This is a genomic window from Maribacter sp. 2-571, assembly GCF_050589625.1.
Taxonomy (GTDB): domain Bacteria; phylum Bacteroidota; class Bacteroidia; order Flavobacteriales; family Flavobacteriaceae; genus Pelagihabitans.
Genome location: NZ_JBNGOP010000017.1, coordinates 74,407 through 95,125 on the forward strand (window position 1 = coordinate 74,407; position 20,719 = coordinate 95,125).

Genomic DNA, 20,719 nt, shown 5'->3' on the forward strand with positions numbered 1-20,719 from the left:
AAAAATTAAAGTTCTGACCATATTCCCATACCGTTTCATCCGATAAAAATTAGCGGCAACTAAACCTTTGTCAACTTTTACTGTTCTAATCCGATATGATAATCTGTTTTAATATGAAGCATATGTTACCACAAACGTTCACGAGCGTTCGTTCGTCCACCTTGGGCGGTTTGTCCGTTTACCCAAAAAAGTACTTTCCATGGATGGCGGTACTGTTTTTTTTGATAGGAAGTTCCATTGTTTTTGGACAATCGCGAGAAGCGATGCTGGAACAGGCCCGTACCTATCGGGCGCAACCGGAAAACTCCTCCCAAATCCGACCTGAAGACCCCAATGATCGGAATTTTGGTTCGGGAACCCCTTTTAACGATATCATATATACCATTCTGGATACTTCCTATATGGAGGGCGAAACCACGGGATACGACTATTTTTGTCCTGCCGATATCGGGGACGAATATCCGGGGGAAGATCGGCTGATGATGATCCGTTGCGTCAATAACCTGGATTTGGACAGTGGCTATAGTAGTCCTCAGGGCGACCGCATCGTTTTGGGCGTTCCCGAGAACCCCAATCCTTTTTTCCTTTCCGGAACGGATGGAATAGACAATGAGTGGGTCGTCATTTTTCATTTCAATTATCGCTTGGGCCATATCCAGCTAAGGGGAACACCGGAGGAGTACGCACTCCTCTATGCTACTACCGATGAGGGGGTGGCCACTGAGGGGTATTACCTGTTTTCCAATCGCAATGGAACCTTGGACCTGATCGCTTTTATTTTTCCCTGTGATTTTATCTACCCGCCCATAAGTGGCGCCATGCCCTCCAACCCTACTTTTTTGTGTAACGACGATGGTTCGTTATCCTTGGACAATCCGGAACAATTTCGATTTGTTACTACCAACGATACCACTCCCGCTTTGGACATTGGTTTTGATCAGTTTGGGACCCCTGATCATGAAATGGTACATGGCGTGGTAGCCGACACCGACGGGAACACCTATGTTTATGGTGCTTCCGATGGCAATTTTACAGGAAATGAAATCGGGCGAAACGAGGTGTTCGTAATAAAGCATGATCCCGAAGGAAACCGTTTATGGGTAACGGAAGTCGGGGTAAGCGATGGTGGACTGTTGTTCGATGCCATTGCCGACGGGCAGTATTTGTATGCCGCAGGCCGCACGCACGGCGCTATTGCAGGCTTTACTTCCGGAGGACAATGGGATGCCATTCTCTTAAAACTAGATCTTGAGACCGGGGCGGTCGTCGCCTCAGATCAGTGGGGCAACAGCAAATTGGATGGATATGGCAATATTACCTTGGACGATGCCGGAAATTTATATGTCTCCGGGGCGGGCAGTCCCGAAGATGCCACATCGACGGATGCCGGTCATTTGATCGCCAAACACAGTGCGGAAACCTTACAGAATATTTGGCGCGTCATCGACGAACCGGAGGACAATCCCGTTTTTGTAAGCGAAGCTTGGGGAGGTATCAGCTACATCCCCTCCGATACCCCTGGAGAAGGCGAAGTCGTAGTCGGGGGCTGGTACATGACCAATGGAGGTTCCAATGGGTTCGTATCGGTATTTGAAAACGTGCACACGACCACCCCCCGAAGGGCCCATACGCTGATCTTGGAATCGAACGGGGTTGAGGCCGATTGGGTGTTGGACAACACCTTCGATTCCGAAGGAAACATTTACGTCGCCGGATTCACTACGGGAAATTTATACGGAACCCACCAGGGGGAAGGCGATAATTTCGTGGCCAAATACGATGGAGACCTCAATCTGATCGATGCCGTACAGTTCGGAACCCCGGAATCCGACGGTCTTCGCAAACTGGAAATCGATAGCGATGACAACCTCTATGCTATTGGATATACGTATGGCGACTATGCCAAAACCAACGCTAACACAAACAAGGACACTGGGGACGTTATCGTACAAAAACTAAATTCCCAACTCGCCTTAGCGGCACGTTTGCAATTGGGTACTTCCGGTGAAGAGCGTGGTTTTCCCTTCGTCGATCGGGGTATTCTATACCTGTCCGGTATTACCGAGGCGGTGATGAAAGGTAATAATGTCGGCGGTTTCGACGGTTTTATCGTTACCGCGGATACCGAGACCCTTACACCCGATGAACTTCCGGCCCTTTTGGCGGCAAACCCTCCGGAGGAAGTGGCCGAAGAGGATGAAAACGGGGAAGAAGGTGAAATACCGGAAACCGATATCACGGTCTACAACGTGATATCCACAAATCCGGACGGCCTGAACGATTTCTTTCGTATCGACGGTATCGAGAACTATCCGGACAACCGGCTGCAGATCTACAACCGAAACGGGATTTTGGAGTACGACACCACCAATTACGGCATTGGCGACAACTTGTTTTATGGAAAATCCCAAAAAACCGATAAAACGATGCAAGGTACCTATCTGTACCTTCTTGAATACCGCTCGGAAAACGGTTTGCGCAAAAAAACGGGATACCTACAAATTTTTTAACCACTAACATGGTGTTGCGCCCATAACACCCTTACATACTAACAACAACAGATAAAGATGAAACAATATTTTATATGGAGTATAGCGGCATTTTCCTTGCTATTTACGGCACATGCCCAGGAAAGACCACAGTTTACCCAATACCTGTACAACCCGGCCAATGTGAATGCCGCTTATGTAGGAACCCTAGAGGGCTTCACCTTTACCGGAGGATACCGATCCCAATGGACAGGTATCGATGAAGCCCCAAATTCCCTTTCCTTTATGGCGGAACAGCGTTTGTCGGAACAAATAGGATTGGGACTGAGCGTTGTCAACGATGATTTTGGACCGACCTCCAACACCGATATATCGGCACATTTTGCCTATGCCGTTCCCCTTAACGACCGTATAAAAATGCGTTTTTCCTTGAGTGCCTCGGGAAACTTCTTCGCATTGGATACCGACGAACTGACCATTGCCGACCAAGAGGTGTTCTTTACTGATTTGGACAACAGTTTCTCGCCCAACGTCGGAGTAGGATTTTTGATCCATGACGATCGGTGGTTCTTCGGTCTTTCGGCACCTACCCTGTTATCGGCGACCGACGATGATATCGCTCCGGGATTCCGAACAAGAAGTAGCGTTTTTAACGTGATGGGCGGGTACCATATTCCATTGAGCGAGGATTGGGCCTTACGCCCCTCCTTTTTGCTACAACAGATTACGGATAGCCCTTTCCTATATAACCTGACCACACAAGTAACGTTCAAAGATCGGTTCCATTTCGGGGTCAATTACAGAAACGATAAGGCCATCAGTGGACTGGCCGGTATTGCCATAACACCAAATATCGGACTGGGGTACTCCTACGACTATTATACCGATGCCCTTGGCGATATCGCTAACGGAGCACATGAAATTTACATACGATTTAAACTTTCCCCTACTACTACGAACACTTTTATTGGAAGAAATTAACACTACAACATGAAAAGAACACTATTTTTTATTGGATTAATGAGCGTCATCGGCACGCTTAACGCACAAAGCAATTTTCAACTTTTAGAGGCCGCCCGAGCCTTTCCTCCCATGCCCTTGGAAGCGAACGGAATTGGCGAGTTGAACGGCTCCGAGGCCATTGTGGCCGCCGGAGCGCCGTATAGCGATCTGGAATGGACCGTTTTCGACACGGACTATATTGATGGTGAAACCAATGGATATGATACCTTTTGTCCCGTGGACCCTTCAAAGGAGTTTCCCGGGGCCGACCGTGTCAATCTGGTCGAATGCGCCAGTAAGGCCAATACCGATGTATCGTATCAAGGAGCTTCCGGGGATCGCATCATCTTGGGGTCGAAAAGAACGGGGCTTCCTTTTTTTAGAAAGGGACCCGATCGGGTCGATAACGACTATCTGATCATCAAACATTTCGATTACCAGCGGGGACATATCGAACTTCCCGGAAACGCAAGCGACTATCGTTTGTTATTCGCTACCGAGCAAAATCAAAATGTAGCGACCACGGGCACGTATCTTTTTTATGTAGCGAACAATGATATTGACCTGATCGCCTTTATTTTTCCCTGTACGGAGGTGCCATCGGATACCACCGGGCAAAATGCGGACTATTGGTGTAATGCCTCACAATCATTGGATTTGACGAATACAGCGCAATTTCGATTTGCAAGTGCCGTATCGAACAGTGTTTCCTATTCGAACGGAATCGCCCAGGTGCGCGCTATCGGTAAAGAAGTGATCGCGAGCACCGCGACCGACAATTCCGGAAACACCTATCTTTTTGGGCTTACCGACAGTAACCTTAACCCATCTTCAACGGGAGAGAACGAATCGTTAGTGGTAAAACTAAGACCGGACGGCACCACCGATTGGGTATTTGAATACCCGACCCTGAACGGAACCCTGTTTTTCGACGGTACGGTCGGCAGGGACTACGTATATGCGGCAGGGCGTACCTATGGTAGCTTGCCCGGTTTTCGCAATAAGGGCCGTTGGGACGGAATCATTCTAAAAATCGATAAAAATACCGGGCAGCTGGTCGACTTTACGCAATACGGACAAGCCGGAATCGATGGCTTTGGAAACATTACCGTGGACAACAATGGCAATTTATACGTTTCCGGTGCAGGTGCCCCCGCGAATTCAGGCCTTGGCGATAATGTATTTTTAGTGGCCAAGTACGATGCCGACAGCTTGGAACAGATATGGGTTTCCCTGGATTCGGCCACCAATACGGCCAATAGGGTACATGAGGCCTGGGGCGGTATTACCTTTGTTCCCGCAAAAAACGGTCAGAAATCCAGATTGGTCGTTAGTGGTTGGTTCGTGAACGAACCGAATGCCGCGGACAGTTTTGTAATGGTCTATTCAAATTTGGACCGTACCGCACCCACGGTACTCCATACCGCGATAATTACAAGTCCGGGTTTTAGCGCCGATTGGGCACTTGCCAATACTGTTGATGCCAATGGCAACGTATATGTTGCAGGGTATACCAGTGGCAATCTACAGGGCGGGCACAAAGGAGAAGGGGACGCCTTTATCGTAAAATATGATTCAGAACTTAAAAATCCACGATTCCGACAGTTCGGCACCTCAAAATCAGAACGGTTCCGAAAAATAGAAGTGGACGACGCCAATGGTACCGTTTATGCCTCTGGCTATACCTACGGCGATTTTAAAGGACGTAATCCCGATCGCAGTTTTCTATCGGGTGATATTATCGTACAAAAAATGGATATGAATTTGAACGTTCTGGAAACAGCACAAATCGGTACGCCCTATGAGGAAAGGGGATATTTGACCATTAAGGACGATTACGTGTTTGTAGGCGGGATGACCGAAGGAAGCCTGGTCTCTAGAAATGGCGGCTCTTTCGATGCCTTTCTTATTGGCCTGAACAAATCGAACCTTTCGGTAGCGAACGTAGATGCCAATGCCATAACGGAAGAACAACCGCCCGTAACGATGAGCGACGATATCCCGAACGATCAAGGCATTACCGTTTACAATGTAATAAGCCCAGATGCCGATGGTCGCAACGACTTTCTCCGAATCGATGGTATTGAGCAGTATCCGGATAATGTACTTCGCATCTATAACAAGTCCGGCCGTTTAGAGCACGAGACCAAAGCCTATGGTATCAACGGAAACCTGTTCGAGGGAAATGGAAATCAACGTAATAAGCAATTAAAGGGAACCTACATCTATACTTTAGAGTATATGACCGCCAATGGGAAGACAAAAAAGTCTGGCTATCTAGTGCTGCTATAACCCATTTGTGTGCATTCCACCGTTTTTACATTGTAATGGTATAACAGAACGGATAAACCGAAAAATGGAAGATGCACGAAAAAATAGCGCAGTTCGTCGAAAGCCATTAAACCATTTGGAGGCATTGCGGTCAAAAGAGCAACAGTAAAACTAAAAGACATGAAAAATATAAAGTATGTACTAGTTGTTTGTTTGATCGCATTTTTCGCTTATACACCCAGCATAGAGGCGCAAGCCGTAAGGAGACCGGCCGTAAATGCCGTTAAGGTCCGGAAAAAAGTAAAACGGAAAAAGGTGCGGCGCACCAAAAGACGTGTTGTAAGAAGAACGTTGAAGGCATTGCCGAAAGGAACGCGCGCCATCGTTTTCAGAAACGTGACCTATCATACGGTAGGTGCCATGTTTTTCATAGCCAGTAACGGGGCGTATGCCCGTGCCTTTCCGCCAAGAGGTTTTCGATTAAGAACGCTGCCCGCCAGAGCCATTAGGTTGACCGTCCGTGGTGCGCGATACGCTTACGCCGACGGACTCTTTTATCAGGAAGTACAAGACGAGTTTCAGGTAGTGGCCGCACCGGTGGGAGCTATAGTAGAGACCGTTCCAGAAGATGCCGTAGAAATGGACTATCAGGGAAACACGGCCCATGAACTGAACGGAACCATTTACGCTCCGGTCAGCGAAGGCTATCAAGTCGTTGCGCAATTGGACGACTGATATCATAGCGATACTATAGCGATTTTGAAAAAAGGTTTTCTACGGAAAACCTTTTTTTATGCCCATTGGATTAAACCTTTTGATACAAAAAGCATTCTAACCCATAAGCAGTCGGGCGGACCCTGTCCATCATTACACCAAAAACACGAATCATATGAAAATCAAAAATCACCTTAGAAAAAATACCAAAAGGCTATTACTGCTTGTTAGCAGTTGCTATATCTGTTTTGCCTGCGGCCCATCCAAAACCGCGGTAGCAGCTGAGGAAACCACCTCGGAAAAAACGACCGTTACCAAATCGGATCGAAAAGATGCACGGATGCAATTAATGGCCGACCTCGCGCTTAGGGAGGACCAACAATTACCGGTACGGGAAATTTTAAAGGAACGACAGGAAAGGATTCAGGAAATACGAAATTCGGGCGGTAACGATCGGCGTGCGCAGTTCCAGCAAATGAGGACCGTATCGCAAGAAACGGATTCCAAACTGGCCCTGATCTTGGACGAGTCACAGCTACGGACCTATGAAGCCTTTAAACAAGAACAACGCGAACAAATGAGGGGGCAAATGCAAAATAGAAGGGGCGGCCGCGGCGGTTTTTAGTAAAACGGATAGCGCCAAAAACATGAACAATACCATTGCCTTGAACCAAGAGACCATGATCGACCATTACACATCAAAAAACACCGTTTCCTTCGGGCTCGTCCGAACACCTTACCGCTCCATGGGCTGGACCGATGCGGAAGCCGTGGAGTACGTATTGGAAAAATTCACTTTCGGAGGCACGGACGAACTACGGGAAAGGCTTAAAAAAATAGGGGTCGATGTGTGGTTGACCGAACAGCTTACGGCCAAAACGGATGTCGATTTCGAGAAAAGGGCGTTACGAAAATTCCCCACTACGGGCCTTTCTCTGAAACAGCTTGCTAGAACGTATCCGGGATTGATCGTTACCTTAAAATCGGTAGCGCAACATCTTAGGGCTACCGGTAAAAAAACCTTACGCGGCCAGATCAGTTTTAACGATATGTTCGGTACCATATTGCGAAACGTCCAAAAAGTCGATCGGCGTTGGTTCTATCAAATGCCAAATGCTTCCATGTTGGAGGCCCCCATGAAAAGTATGGGCCTCGGAAACTTTATGGAACTGATGTACGAACTGGCCGGCCAAAAACTGTTCCGTGCCGTGCATGCCCCAAATCAATTGGAAGAACGTTTGGTCGATTTCTGGTTCAATCATTTTAATGTTTCCATTACACGCATCAACGATGTGGCCACCAATGTGCTCTCCTATGAACGCGATGCCATAAGGCCGTTCGTATTAAAACACTTTAATAGAATGCTGGCCGCCACGGCCCGCCACCCTGCCATGCTTACTTATTTGGACAATACCCTGTCGAATGCAAAAAAAGGGGCCGCCGTTCTGTCCAACGTGCCCTTAATGCCATTTCGCCATAAAAAGCAGCAACCGGGAATCAACGAAAACTATGCACGGGAACTTTTGGAACTACATACGCTCGGTGTCGACGGAGGATATCAACAAAGGGATGTCATCGAAATCGCCCGTATTTTGACCGGATGGAAAACAAGCCCCCTACTCTATCCCATATCAAAAAAATTAGAGGGCATCGTCCTTGAAAACGAAAGGAAATCGAAAAAATCCTTTATCGATAATGGATTTTATTTTGATGCGGCCCGGCACGATGCGGAAGCCAAAACCGTTCTCGGCAGGCACTATAACGAAAAGAAAGGGTATGAAGAAGGACAACAGCTTATACAGCAACTTGCAACGCATTCCTCTACGGCAGACCATATTTCCAAAAAACTGGCAATGTATTTTGTATCCGACACGCCTTCCTTTGTATTGATCGCTAAAATGGCCGATATCTTCGGAAAAACCGAGGGTCATATCGGTGCAACGATACGTACCATGGTAGAAGCGCCCGAGTTTTGGAACCCCATTTACCGAAAGGCCAAGGCAAAATCCCCATTTGACTTTGTGGTGAGCATGTTTCGGGAAAATGGGGCCATTATCGAGGATGCCAGTGCTCCCCTAAAATGGTTGAGTTCCAACGGCCAGCCCCTGTATGCCTTTCAACCGCCGACCGGCTACCCTACCATTCAGGAATTTTGGATCAATGAAGCGGCGATCGCGCAACGTATCAAATTCGCATACGCCCTAAGCGCAGGCAATATGGAAGGAATAAGCCCGACACGGCCTTTGGCCCCGATACAGCGATATACCTCGCCACAATTTCAAAAACGATAGCCATGTGCCATGATACAATGAACGAACGGGAATGGTCCAGACGCGGTTTTCTTAAAGGCGGCAGTTTGGCGGTATTCGGTATTACCTTGGGAGGGATTCCCCCTTTTATTGCAAAGGCCGCGACAATGCCGTTACGATCGAACGCTTTAAGCCGAAAAAAAACAGTGGTCACTATTTTTCAAAGAGGCGCTATGGACGGACTTGCCGCCGTACAACCTATGGAAAATACTTTTTTGAAATCGGTACGGCCCAACCTTTTCCTTGATTCTAAAAATAAAACGGAACAGCTATTGCCTTTGGTCGACGGCTACGGCCTAAACCCCTATTTGGGGGCGTTAAAACCCTTATTCGATAAAGGCCAAATGAACATCGTTCACGGTGTGGGCCTCCCGATCGAGAATCGGTCTCATTTTGATATGCAGGATTTTATGGAAAGTGGCACTCCAGGCGTTAAAAGTACCTCGGACGGATGGATCAATAGAAGTCTAAAACGGCCCGTATCACAAAACGCCTCTCCTTTTCGAGCGGTGGCGCTCTCCCCTAGCAGGCCCCGGATCTTTTATGGCAACACCCCTACCTTGGCCGTAGAACGTTTGCAAGACCTTCGTTTCGACCAACAGCTTGTAACCGATGAAGCCCTGAACGGTATCGGTGAGCAATATAAAAAAGAACAAAACGAACGTTTTAGGAATGCGGGCAAAAATGGTTTGGAAGCCATAAAACTATTACGTAGTATCGATCTGGAAACCCCAAAACAAACAAGCTATCCCAATAGTACCCTGGGATCTGGTCTCCAACAAATAGCACAATTGATCAAGGCCCAAGTAGGCCTGGAGGTGGCATTTGCCGAGAGTACGGGATGGGATACCCATAGCAGACAGCCCACCAAAAACGGGGCCTTTGCCAGAAACGCCCAAGACCTAGCAAGTGCTATGGCGGCCTTTTGGGAGGATATAAGCACCTATCAAGACGATGTCGTGGTCATGACGATGACGGAATTCGGCCGTACAACCCGACAAAATGGGGCATTGGGAACCGATCATGGGAGTGGGTCCTGCCAATTTATACTGGGGAACAACCTCGACCAACACTACCTACATCACAATTTAAAAGAAATAAACGAAGGGACTTGCGAGAGGGAACTGCCCGTTACCACCGATGTTCGTTCGGTTTTCAGCACGGTACTGTCGGAACATTTGAACATTTCGGCATCCGGCACCTTTCCCGACTTTGTTCCACAACAGCTATCGCTTTTTAAGCCTTGAGCCCATGCAGGAAAAGGAACTTTTACAAAAATTACGGGACAAGGAATGTAAGAATGAGGCATTTCGCCATTTGGTGGGGCGCTATAAAGAACGGTTGTATCGCTTTATACGGAAAATGATCGTGGACCACCAGGATACCGATGAAGTATTACAGCTTACTTTTATTAAAGTGTTCAAATATATCGACGGGTTTAAAGGAAATAGCAAATTGTATACTTGGTTGTTCACCATTGCCAGAAACGAGGCGCTATCCTTTTTGGAAAAAAAATCGAAACGGACCCATATGCCCATCGATATGTTGCACCAGAAGGGGATGCTGCGCCTTTCGGCAAATACCGATACGTACAGCGGCAATGAAATACAGTTAAAACTGCAGACCGCGGTTAGCCGGCTTCCCGAGAAACAACGGGAAGTTTTCAACATGAAATATTTCGATAAACTGCGATACAGTGAAATTGCCGAAATAACGGGGACATCCGAAGGCGGGTTAAAGGCAAATTACCATTTGGCGGTAAAACGATTGAAACAATCCTTACAAGAAACTTAAAAATAAAACAATGCATCGAAAAGAGATCGATCCGGAAAAAGAAAAGATAGCAGATGGCTTTGGACCTCCAGAGGCTTACCTGGATGCGTTTGAAGCGGATCTTTTTGAACAATTGGACATCGAAGAGGAATTTGGGACCACCGAAGATGGTTTCGCGCCTTCCAAGGCATATCTCGACACACTCGAAAGCACCGTAATACAAGCCTATACGGAAAATGGGCGACAAAACGACGCTGGCCCCATACCCTTGGAAAAAAAGCGGAAACGCGTCGTCCCCTTATGGTGGTATGCCTCGGGTATTGCTGCAGGACTGCTGTTTTTGATGATGTTATGGAAACCGAACGATCAAAAAGACGCTACCATTGATTTTGCAAGTTTAGGACAGGCGGAAACCTCCTATTACCTGCAGCAGGAACAATACTTTTTTACCGATTCCGATCTGGAAATACTCCTCTCCGATTCCGTTTACGACATGGAAATCGAAGATGAACTGATACAAGAAGGCCTATACGACTACCTTTTGGATATAGAAGTGGACGCCACACAAAACCTTACACCATGAAAAAAACCGTTCTATTATTCTTTTTACTCGGCACATTTGCCGTTACGGGGCAAACACCCAAAGAACGTATCAAAGCGTTAAAAACATCATTCATTACCAGGGAACTGGATCTGGGCGCCAAAGAGGCTGCCGAATTTTGGCCCATATACTTCGAATATGATGAAGCGCTCGAAAATACCAGACGCAAACAATCGCGGAAAATTCTGGAAGATTATAAAAATATAGACACCATGACCGACGAAAAAGCCCGGGCCGTGGTGAAGGAATATTTAAAAGCCGAAGCCGCGCTGTTGAAAGCGCAACAAGATCTTATCGATAATTTGGCGGGCGTGCTGCCGGATGTAAAAATATTACGCTTGCTACGTGCCGAAAAAGCCTTTAATCAAAGAATGTTACAACGCTTAAAAAACAGAAATTGATATGAAATGAGCATAAACTTTTTTAAGTATACCCTACCGAGATGATTAAAATAAGTTTATGCGAATTACTGAATGTGCAGAAATTTTTAGTTTCTTCATTTTCAGTAAACTACAAAATTTTAAACAGATGAAAAATAACCTAACGCTCGTTTTTTTGTTGCTCTTGATCGGTATCATCGGTTGTTCAACGGATAACGATAGCGAGTCCCCTCAAGAACCCGTTCAAGAACCTGTTTCCGAGGAGAACACCATTGAGGTGTTAAAAACGCCTTTGGAACGCTTTCAAGGTTTGCCCGATTACCCTTGGGAACCAAAATACGTTACGGTAATGCCATACGATCTGGAAATGCATTACGTGGAGGCCGGCCCCGCTGATGGCCAAATTGTGCTGTTATTGCACGGCAATCCAAATTGGGGTTACGGCCTAAGGGAACTCATTGCGCTGTTCGCCGAAAATGGATACCATGTATATGCCCCGGACCTCATCGGTTTTGGGAAAAGTGACAAACCCGTTTCGAGAAGCGTACATACCTATGATAACCAGGAAGCATGGATCACCTCCTTTGTAAAGGCACTGGACCTGAAAGAGGTGTACCTCCACTGTCAAGATTGGGGAGGATTGATCGGCCTACGGGTCGCTATCGAAAACCCGGAACGTTTTAAAAGTGTTGCCATTTCCAATACGGACCTCCCAACGGGCGATAATGTTTCCGAGACTTTTTTAAATTGGCAGGTATTCTCCCAAACGGTACCCACCTACTCCTTTACGGTACAGTCCGCAACTTTTTCCCCGTTGTCCAACGCGGAACTGGTGGCCTTTGATGCTCCTTTTCCCGAAGAATCCTATAAGGCCGGGCCTAGGCAATTGCCCTTGGCAGTGCCCACGGACCCCAACGTGGAAGACGCTCAAAAAAATAGCGTCCTATGGGAAAAATGGGAACAATGGGAAAAACCGTTCCTGACTATTTTTTCCGTTGATGACAACATCAGCCCCGACGCGGAGAAGCGATTTCAGGAGCGTATTCCAGGTGCCCAGAACCAGCCGCACACGCTGCTGCCCGATACGGGTCATTTCATTCGCGAAGACGAACCGGAAATGATGTTCGAACTGCTCGACGCTTTTTTTGAGTCTGGGCAATAGTCTATTTTACATATGGTTTTTGTAAGCCGTTCTCAGGGAAATCGTATATGCTTACTGGGCCTTGGATAGTGGAGAAGAAGTATTTTTCCCGTAAATTCACCGGCGCAATACCACTTTTACGTGAAACTTACCAATTTCATCGACAGACTTAAGGAGGTTAATTCCCTTTCCAAACACGAGCAGCTGGTCCTGGGAATTATTGACGCCATCAACTCCGGCCATTTAAAGGTAGGGCATCAATTGCCCTCCATAAACATCATGGTGGACGAGGTGGGCTTCGCAAGAAAAACGATTGTCAAAGCCTATGAGGAACTTAAGGGCAAAGGCTTGATCGAGTCGAAAAAGACCAAAGGATATTTTGTAATTAGCGATAAAACGGAGCGCTACCTTAAAATTGCGTTGATCTTGTATTCCTTTCAACGCTTCCAACAGGAGTTCTACAACTCGCTTCGAAAGCAATTTGGTGATTCGGTACAGATCGATGTCTTTTTCCATCACAACAATGATGATGTATTTGAAACCATCTATGCCAATATCAGTGGCAAATACGGCATGTACATAGTCTCGCCGATCGAAAGTGAGCGCAGCAGGCGATTGCTTGGTACGCTAGCTCCGGAAAAACTACTGATTGTCGACCGTTTCATCGATTTGGGCAATACCTATTCTTACGTGACCCAAGAGTTTGAAAAAAGTACCTACGACAACTTAGTGCATTTAAAACATAAAATTAAAAAGTATAAACGGCTGGTCCTTTTTTTCCGGAACGACCGCGATTATCCAGCGGGAATATTACGATCCTTTCGAAACTTTTGCAGTGATCATGGACTGCCTTTCGACGTTTTAGAACAATATGAACCTGATAGTGTCGCCAAAGATCGGCTTTACCTGTTTATAAATGATTCCGATCTATGGTCCTTGTTAAAGGACTGCCGTAACAATGATTTTAGAATCGGTAAAGATTTGGGCGTACTGTCCTTTAACGACCATATTGTAAAAGAAATCATATCCGGGGGCATTACCACCATATCTACGGACTTTAAGGAAATGGCCCGTGATACCGCGACCAACATCCGTAACCTGAGCGGCCTAAAAACGATAGTTCCCACAACTTTGATAGATCGGGGATCGCTATAAATACGACACCTCCCCTAATTGAAGCTTTCCTAGTATTCTCACCTTTAATTGTTAAAATCTTATTTTTTATGCCCTAAAAATATTTTATCATCATTTTTTTTCTACATTTGACAAGTAGCATAGACTATCATAGTACACTAATTAATCTGAACTTAAAGCATCACTTATGAAAACAAACCGCTTCAAAGGGCTATTATCGGTATTGGCCCTCTTGTTCATGGTTACCGTCGTAGCGCAGGAAACCACGGTCTCCGGAACCGTATCGGATGACCAAGGTCCCCTACCGGGCGTGAACATTGTAGAAAAAGGCACCACAAATGGTGTTACTACTGATTTTGATGGAAACTACAGTATCGGTGTTGGCGAAAATGCCATATTGGTATTTAGTTACATTGGGTATCAAACCCAAGAAGTACCCGTGGCCGGGCAAAGCACGATCGACCAACTCATGAATCCGGATACCCAAGCATTGGACGAAGTGGTCATCGTAGGTTATGGTACTTCTAATAAGCGTGAACTTACGGGCTCCGTAGCTACGATAAAAAAAGATGCTATCGTAAATGTAGTGGCCAGTAACCCTACAACTTCGCTGCAAGGGCAACTCGCCGGTGTTCAGGTAGAAAGTTTTGGAGGACAGCCCGGCGGTAGCGCCAATGTGTTCATTCGAGGGGTAAACTCGCTCAGCAACGCAGCACCGCTTTATGTAGTGGACGGTCTGTTCGTAGATAATATGGACTACATCAACCCCAACGACATTCAGGATATTTCGGTATTGAAGGATGCGGCGGCCTCCGCCATATATGGTGCCAGGGCGGCCAACGGGGTTATTCTCATAAAAACCAACCATGGCCGAACGGGTCAGGGCATACAAGTGGACTTCAGGTCCCGTATCGGGTTCGATACGCCAAGCAAACAGTTGGACTATGTTAACGGATCACAGTACACCGATTACCTGAACCAGCGTTTTGAAAATGATGGGGAGTCCACTCGAGTGGATTGGAACGGTGTGGATACCGATTGGCAGGACGAAAATTTAAGTTCTGGGGTCGTACAGGAAATGGGATTTGGTATTTCGGGCGGTGGTGAGGACGCCTCCTTCTACGCCTCCGGAAACTATTTTGATCAAGACGGTATTTTGGTCGGTTCCGGGTTCCGAAGAATCAACTTTAGGGTGAACAGCCAATTCAATTTTGGTAAATTCAGATTAACGGAATCCCTTGGTATTACGGAAGGGCGCCTACAAGAAAACAACTGGTTCGGTTGGGACGGGGTGTCCGTTCCCACCCTCCGTTTACGAAACGAGGCCAATGACGGCGGTTTTGAGGCTCCCTTTGCCGATATACACGGTCCTGGCGGTGTAAACCAATATGGACTTGCCACTTTGGAAGACAACCTTGTTACGACAAGAACCATTTTTGGAGGTGCAAAACTGGACTACGAAGTCACTGACGGCCTTACCGCTTCCATCAACTTTGGGATGGATTACGTAGTGACCAACGCCTTTCAGTTTACCCCCACCTTTTTCATGAGCGATGTGGACGCGGTTCTGAACGTCAACCAACAAAACGATCTGACCGATTTTCGGCAAGAGGACATCAATGTGCTCGTAGAACCGACCGTAAATTATGAGAAGGAATTCGGAAACCACAAAATCGGTGCCGTACTCGGGTACACCTTTTTTAAGGAGTCGCAAAAAAGCAACGGTGTTTTTGGTCAAGGAACCCCCACCAACGACATTCGGACCATCAGCGCCTTGGCTGCCAGTGACGAGCTGGTATTGTTAGGGGCCAACAACGAGGCGGGACTGGAATCCTACTTTGGGCGCTTCAATTATAACTATGACGGTAAATACATTTTTTCGGCGACATTGCGTAGGGATGCCTCCTCGCGATTTGCAGCGGACAATCAGGTGGGGTATTTTCCTTCCTTCTCCGGTGCATGGAACATCAGTGATGAAGGCTTTTTTGATTCGGAAAAAATCAACTTTCTTAAACTAAGGGCCTCTTATGGGGAACTGGGATCATATCCGGATATTTTCTATCCCACTGAAGCCGTGTTTTTGGCCAACCAATCCAATACTTCTTTCGGAGGGGCTTTGGCGACGGGCTTGGCACAGACTACCTTGGCTGACCCAAGCCTGATATGGGAGACTACAAAAACCTTCGATATTGGTGTGGACATGTCTTTTCTGGATAACAAATTTTTCTTGACCACGGACTATTTCTCCAAAAATATTGAAGATGTATTGGTGGCCATCAACCTGCCATCTACCAGTGGTGTAAGCTTACCGGTCACCCGAAACGCCGGTACCTTGATCAATCGCGGTCTTGAAGTGGACCTTACCTACCGAAAGTCGGAAGGGGATTTTAATTTTGCCGTAGGAACCAATTTTGCCTTCAACTTGGAGAGCAAGGCCGATGAAATTCCAAATCCGATTTTAGGGCCTGCCATTGACGAAGACCTAAGGGTCGTCAACAGAACACTTGCCGGACAACCTATCGGTGCCTATTATGGTTTTATCGTTGAGGACAGGGTAGATCCCACAACGGGAGATTTTGTTCGGGTAGATGTTGATGGTAACGGTGAAATAGATGCCGATGACCAAACGATCATCGGGGACCCCACGCCCGACTTTACCTATGGTATCAATTTGGACGGGACCTACAAACAATGGGATTTTAGACTGGCCTTTAACGGTGTTCAGGGAAATGAAATATACAACCTGGCACGATACTACAGTATCCTCTGGCAGGATGGTGGAAAGCTCACCGATGTATTGAACTCGTGGACACCTAGCAATACCGATACCAATATTCCAAGGGCATCGATCTCCGACCCGGCAGGAAACAAGGCACCTTCTTCGTTCTTTGTGGAAGACGGTTCTTATTTTAGGTTAAAAAACATAGACCTTGGATATACCTTTAACGACGATTTCTTTAAGGTGGATTGGGTAAAGAACGTACGCTTGTCGTTGAACGTTCAAAATGTATTCGTACTTACCGGATACAGCGGGTACGATCCCGACGTATCTTCCACAAACGGCGGTCGTGCCAACCGAAACACCGGTGTCCCCGGTTTGCGGGCACCTGTGAACCCTCTATTGGGAAGGGGTCTCGATGCGAGGGCCTACCCTAATGCAAGAACTTTTATGCTTGGTGTACAAGCCACTTTTTAAAATAAAAAAATGATAACGATGATAAAGAATGTAAAATTTCGATTTCCCGGAGCGCTCTTCTTGTCCTTCCTGTTGACATTGGGATGTTCCGATGAACTATTGGACCAACAGAACAACAACGCCACTTCTACCGAAAACTTCGGTTCTACCGTGGCCCAAGTGGAAGCGGCGGTAAACGGTGCTTTTCACCCTATTACGGATACCTTCTTTTGGGGAAGGATCGTACATACCGGAGCCATGCTACGGTCGGACGAATTCAATATTTTTGATTTTGGCAGCAATACCGCAATGTCCACTTTTTTGGGAAATCCCGGTGATCGTTGGGCGGTAGAGCCTTGGCAACAGCTCTATAAATCCATAGCACGTTGCAACAACATTATCGCCAAGGTGAACGAAGAGGGAATACCGGACGCCGAAATTCGCAATCCCCTAGTCGGCCAAGCGTACTTTTTAAGAGCTTTCGATTATTGGTATCTGGTCAATTTATACGGGAACGTTCCCCTGATTACCGAACTTCCCGACCTGGATAATCTGTTGGTAGAACAGACCGCTCCCGCCACCGTTTGGGAACAGATCATTTCCGATCTTGAAGCAGCAGAAACCCTTTTACCGGAAACCTGGGACGGCGCCAACCTTGGTAGACCAACCTCTGGATCCGCCACGGCATTGAAAGGGAAAAGCTATTTGTACTTAGGGCAATGGCAAAATGCCCACCAAACCTTGAATACCCTTGTGGGTCGGTATAGCCTATTGCCCGCCGAACAGTATGAGGACAATTTTACGACCACTAATGAGAACAATTCGGAATCGGTGTTCGAGCTTCAATTCTTAGGACAGACCACTTTTGTTTGGGGAACCGATATTCCGGGAACAGGGACCATGGGCAACTATCATATCGATTATGCCCCACCATCCAAATCTCCGGACCGTAGCCATTTGATCAATCCATGGTTACGGGACCTTTATGAGGCAGAAGGGGACGTCGTACGCCGCAATGCTTCCATTGTTTATGATTATGCCGGTGCCACGGGATACGGCGGTAGCGACTATACCACCGACTTTGCCGAAGACATTCAAGCAGCGGATGACGCGGGATTGCCTGCCATATTCACTAGAAAGTACGCCGGGTTGGATCTTGGATCACGGGACCAAGTAGATTTTCTGGGAACCAACGTAGGAAACAATTGGCGGATCATCCGGTATGCAGATGTGCTGTTAATGCTCGCCGAAGCCCTGAACGAGGATGGACAGACCCCAGCAGCAATTCCCTTTATCGACCAGGTAAGGGAACGTGCGGGACTCACCTTATTGGCCGATACCGACCCTACTATCGGTCAGGAAGACATGCGTACCGCCATTATCAACGAAAGGGCAATGGAACTTGCCATAGAGGGACATCGTTTCTTTGATTTGGTTCGATGGGGACTCGCCGATGATTACTTGGGCGCAACATCCCTTCACGGACCACATCCGAAATCGATCAGTGGAGGTGTTTTTGAACTTGGCAAACATGAATTGGTATGGATACCGAACTCTGAAATAGATGCTAACGGCAACCTAGATCAGAATCCAGGTTATTGAGCAATAAGAGACTTTCAAATTGAGTTAGTTTAAATAGCGAGTTGTCCGAAGGGCCAAGCGATATATTGCTTGGCTCTTTTGACAAAGCCAATGTACCCAAAGCGACCCGGGGATACCAGAAAGCCAATTGTACCCCTTATCAATGGTTTAAAAAACCCAGTTTTAGTAATATATTCCGTGCGTATGTCGCCAAACACTTTTAAAGAGAATAGTGCAAGTATGAAATTTGTAGCTGAATGTTACAACTTAATTCTAAAGGGACAGCTTTAAAAACCAAAAGCGGAAAATGGACGTACGAACATTCGATAATACCTTCACGAAAATGGCCGAAACCATTCAAATAAAAACAAATGCAAACGATGCCGATTGTAAGCTAGCACCTATTTTACAGGAAAAGGCGGTATCGGTATACCGTCTCACCGTATCAAAAAACGAGGCATTTGTTCCTTCCCCTATCGTTCTGGAATGGAAAGTGCCGTCGGTAAACGTAAAGGGACTATGGAAACCCACTGCCGATTTTTCCAAAAGAATCGAGGCAGACTGGGAATTGACTACCCTGGAGTCGCGCATATCCATCGACGCCCCGGTACTTTGTCTTTTTGGCAATAAGGATGAAAACATACTGTGCTTCTCCTGCTCCAATCCCGTAAATCGCGTGGAATTGAGCGCCAAATACCGGGAAGAGGACAATCTCTTTTACTGTCAGGTCATTCTTTTTACGGAATGCAACTACCCTATTAGCGACTTTAGTATCGACATTCGTTTGGACCACCGCAACATACACTTTTCCGAAGCATTACGAAATACCGCGCTTTGGTGGGAAAATTCGGAAGACCTAAAACCGATGAACGTCCCGGCCATCGCAAAAAAACCGCTATACTCCACTTGGTACCAATTTCATCAAGATCTGGAAGAGGAGCTATTATTGGCTGAATGTACGCTTGCCCATAGTCTGGGTTTTGAGGCCATTATCATCGATGATGGTTGGCAGACCAAGGATAACAATCGAGGATATGATTATACGGGCGATTGGGAGCCTGATCGTTTTGAGGACTTTGGTGGTCTGGTGAAAAAGATACAGGCCATTGGCATGAAGGTCGGTGTTTGGTATTCCATTCCGTTTTGTGGTAAAAAATCAAAAGCGTACACCAAATTTAAGGGCAAATTCCTGACCGAAAACCACCGTTGGGCCCCGGTATTCGATCCCAGATACCCGGAAGTCAGGCAATATTTGGTACAAACGTATGTCGGTGCCGTCACCAACTGGGGTTTGGACGGTCTGAAACTGGACTTTATCGACGACTTTAAAAAATATCCCGAAACGACCTTTGATCCTTCGGGCAAAGACACACTTTCCATAAATACTGCTGTAGACTTGCTCTTAAAAGCGATAACGAATGCGCTGTTACAAATACGACCGGATATCTTTATCGAATTTCGGCAAAAGTATACCGGACCGGCCATTCGAAAATATGGTAATATGTTGCGCGCCTTCGACTGCCCCGGCGACTATACCATGAACCGTGTTCGCATTACCGACATTAAACTATTGGCCGGTAATACCGCCGTTCATGCCGATATGGTTACCTGGCACGCCCAGGAAACTGTAGAAATAGCCGCCCTTCATTATATGAACACCCTTTTTGGGGTTCCCCAAATTTCAATAATGCTGACCAAGGCCACTCCTGAGCACCTAAAAATGATCGCTTTTTACACCCGGTACTGGAACGAAAACCATGAGGTATTGCTCAGTTCTGATTTTCTACCAACATCTCCCACGGAAAATTACCCGTTGCTCATAGCGCAAAAAAACAATCATACCATTATCGGTCTGTTCTCGGACACCTTGGTAAAACTACCGTTAAAGTGGCAAAAAATCGATATCATTAATGCAAAACCGAGTAGCTCGGTGCTGCTTTCCAATGAAAAAGAAAGCCCTGGCACGGGCGTTTCCTTTCAAGTATGGGATTGTATGGGAAATATTACCGTCCAAAGCGACCATTTTTCTGATTCCGAAATACAAAACATAGCGGTACCTCCCGGCGGAATGTTATCTTTGACCAGGGAAGGATGACAAAACCGTAAAACGTTTACTGGTGATAGAGCCGGTATTTTAACCTCAAAAGGA

At 46.7% G+C, this 20,719-nt stretch carries 15 protein-coding genes; all 15 read left to right on the top strand.

Going from position 1 to position 20,719, the window contains the following annotated elements; translation table 11 throughout:
- Positions 1 to 113 precede the first annotated feature (113 nt).
- The 15 genes from ACRD7P_RS13315 (at position 114) to ACRD7P_RS13385 (ending at position 20,665) form a co-directional block, all read left to right on the top strand.
- On the top strand, positions 114 to 2,510 hold the full coding sequence (locus tag ACRD7P_RS13315) for a gliding motility-associated C-terminal domain-containing protein (RefSeq protein ID WP_430908123.1): 2,397 nt from the start codon (positions 114 to 116) through the stop codon (positions 2,508 to 2,510).
- A gap of 57 nt (positions 2,511 to 2,567) precedes the next feature.
- On the top strand, positions 2,568 to 3,470 hold the full coding sequence (locus ACRD7P_RS13320) for a PorP/SprF family type IX secretion system membrane protein (protein ID WP_430908124.1): 903 nt from the start codon (positions 2,568 to 2,570) through the stop codon (positions 3,468 to 3,470).
- 9 nt (positions 3,471 to 3,479) lie between these two features.
- Positions 3,480 to 5,783, top strand: coding sequence for a gliding motility-associated C-terminal domain-containing protein (locus ACRD7P_RS13325; protein ID WP_430908125.1), 2,304 nt, complete (start codon positions 3,480 to 3,482; stop codon positions 5,781 to 5,783).
- Positions 5,784 to 5,942: 159 nt separating this feature from the next.
- Positions 5,943 to 6,497 carry a DUF6515 family protein gene (locus ACRD7P_RS13330; RefSeq protein WP_430908126.1) on the top strand — a complete coding sequence of 185 codons (555 nt, stop codon included), beginning with the start codon at positions 5,943 to 5,945 and terminating at the stop codon, positions 6,495 to 6,497.
- A gap of 154 nt (positions 6,498 to 6,651) precedes the next feature.
- Positions 6,652 to 7,101 (top strand): hypothetical protein, encoded by a 450-nt coding sequence (locus tag ACRD7P_RS13335; protein ID WP_430908127.1) that lies wholly within the window; start codon positions 6,652 to 6,654, stop codon positions 7,099 to 7,101.
- Between the two features lie 22 nt (positions 7,102 to 7,123).
- Positions 7,124 to 8,767 (top strand): DUF1800 domain-containing protein, encoded by a 1,644-nt coding sequence (locus ACRD7P_RS13340; RefSeq protein ID WP_430908128.1) that lies wholly within the window; start codon positions 7,124 to 7,126, stop codon positions 8,765 to 8,767.
- A gap of 2 nt (positions 8,768 to 8,769) precedes the next feature.
- Positions 8,770 to 10,032: a DUF1501 domain-containing protein gene (locus tag ACRD7P_RS13345; RefSeq protein WP_430908129.1), complete on the top strand. Its 1,263-nt coding sequence runs from the start codon at positions 8,770 to 8,772 to the stop codon at positions 10,030 to 10,032.
- Positions 10,033 to 10,036: 4 nt separating this feature from the next.
- On the top strand, positions 10,037 to 10,579 hold the full coding sequence (locus ACRD7P_RS13350) for an RNA polymerase sigma factor (RefSeq protein WP_430908130.1): 543 nt from the start codon (positions 10,037 to 10,039) through the stop codon (positions 10,577 to 10,579).
- A gap of 10 nt (positions 10,580 to 10,589) precedes the next feature.
- Positions 10,590 to 11,141: a hypothetical protein gene (locus ACRD7P_RS13355; protein ID WP_430908131.1), complete on the top strand. Its 552-nt coding sequence runs from the start codon at positions 10,590 to 10,592 to the stop codon at positions 11,139 to 11,141.
- Positions 11,138 to 11,560 (top strand): hypothetical protein, encoded by a 423-nt coding sequence (locus ACRD7P_RS13360; protein ID WP_430908132.1) that lies wholly within the window; start codon positions 11,138 to 11,140, stop codon positions 11,558 to 11,560. The genes ACRD7P_RS13355 and ACRD7P_RS13360 overlap by 4 nt, the downstream gene beginning before the upstream one ends.
- A 127-nt stretch (positions 11,561 to 11,687) precedes the next feature.
- A complete protein-coding gene (locus tag ACRD7P_RS13365; RefSeq protein ID WP_430908133.1) occupies positions 11,688 to 12,701 on the top strand; it encodes a haloalkane dehalogenase in 1,014 nt (337 codons plus the stop codon).
- Positions 12,702 to 12,821: 120 nt separating this feature from the next.
- Positions 12,822 to 13,835 carry a GntR family transcriptional regulator gene (locus ACRD7P_RS13370; protein WP_430908134.1) on the top strand — a complete coding sequence of 338 codons (1,014 nt, stop codon included), beginning with the start codon at positions 12,822 to 12,824 and terminating at the stop codon, positions 13,833 to 13,835.
- Between the two features lie 166 nt (positions 13,836 to 14,001).
- Complete coding sequence (locus ACRD7P_RS13375; protein ID WP_430908135.1) at positions 14,002 to 17,010, top strand: SusC/RagA family TonB-linked outer membrane protein; 3,009 nt, start codon at positions 14,002 to 14,004, stop codon at positions 17,008 to 17,010.
- Positions 17,011 to 17,028: 18 nt separating this feature from the next.
- Positions 17,029 to 18,591 carry a RagB/SusD family nutrient uptake outer membrane protein gene (locus tag ACRD7P_RS13380; RefSeq protein ID WP_430908136.1) on the top strand — a complete coding sequence of 521 codons (1,563 nt, stop codon included), beginning with the start codon at positions 17,029 to 17,031 and terminating at the stop codon, positions 18,589 to 18,591.
- Positions 18,592 to 18,877: 286 nt separating this feature from the next.
- Positions 18,878 to 20,665, top strand: a complete 1,788-nt coding sequence (locus ACRD7P_RS13385; protein ID WP_430908137.1) for a glycoside hydrolase family 36 protein — start codon at positions 18,878 to 18,880, stop codon at positions 20,663 to 20,665.
- The last annotated feature ends 54 nt before the right edge of the window (positions 20,666 to 20,719 follow it).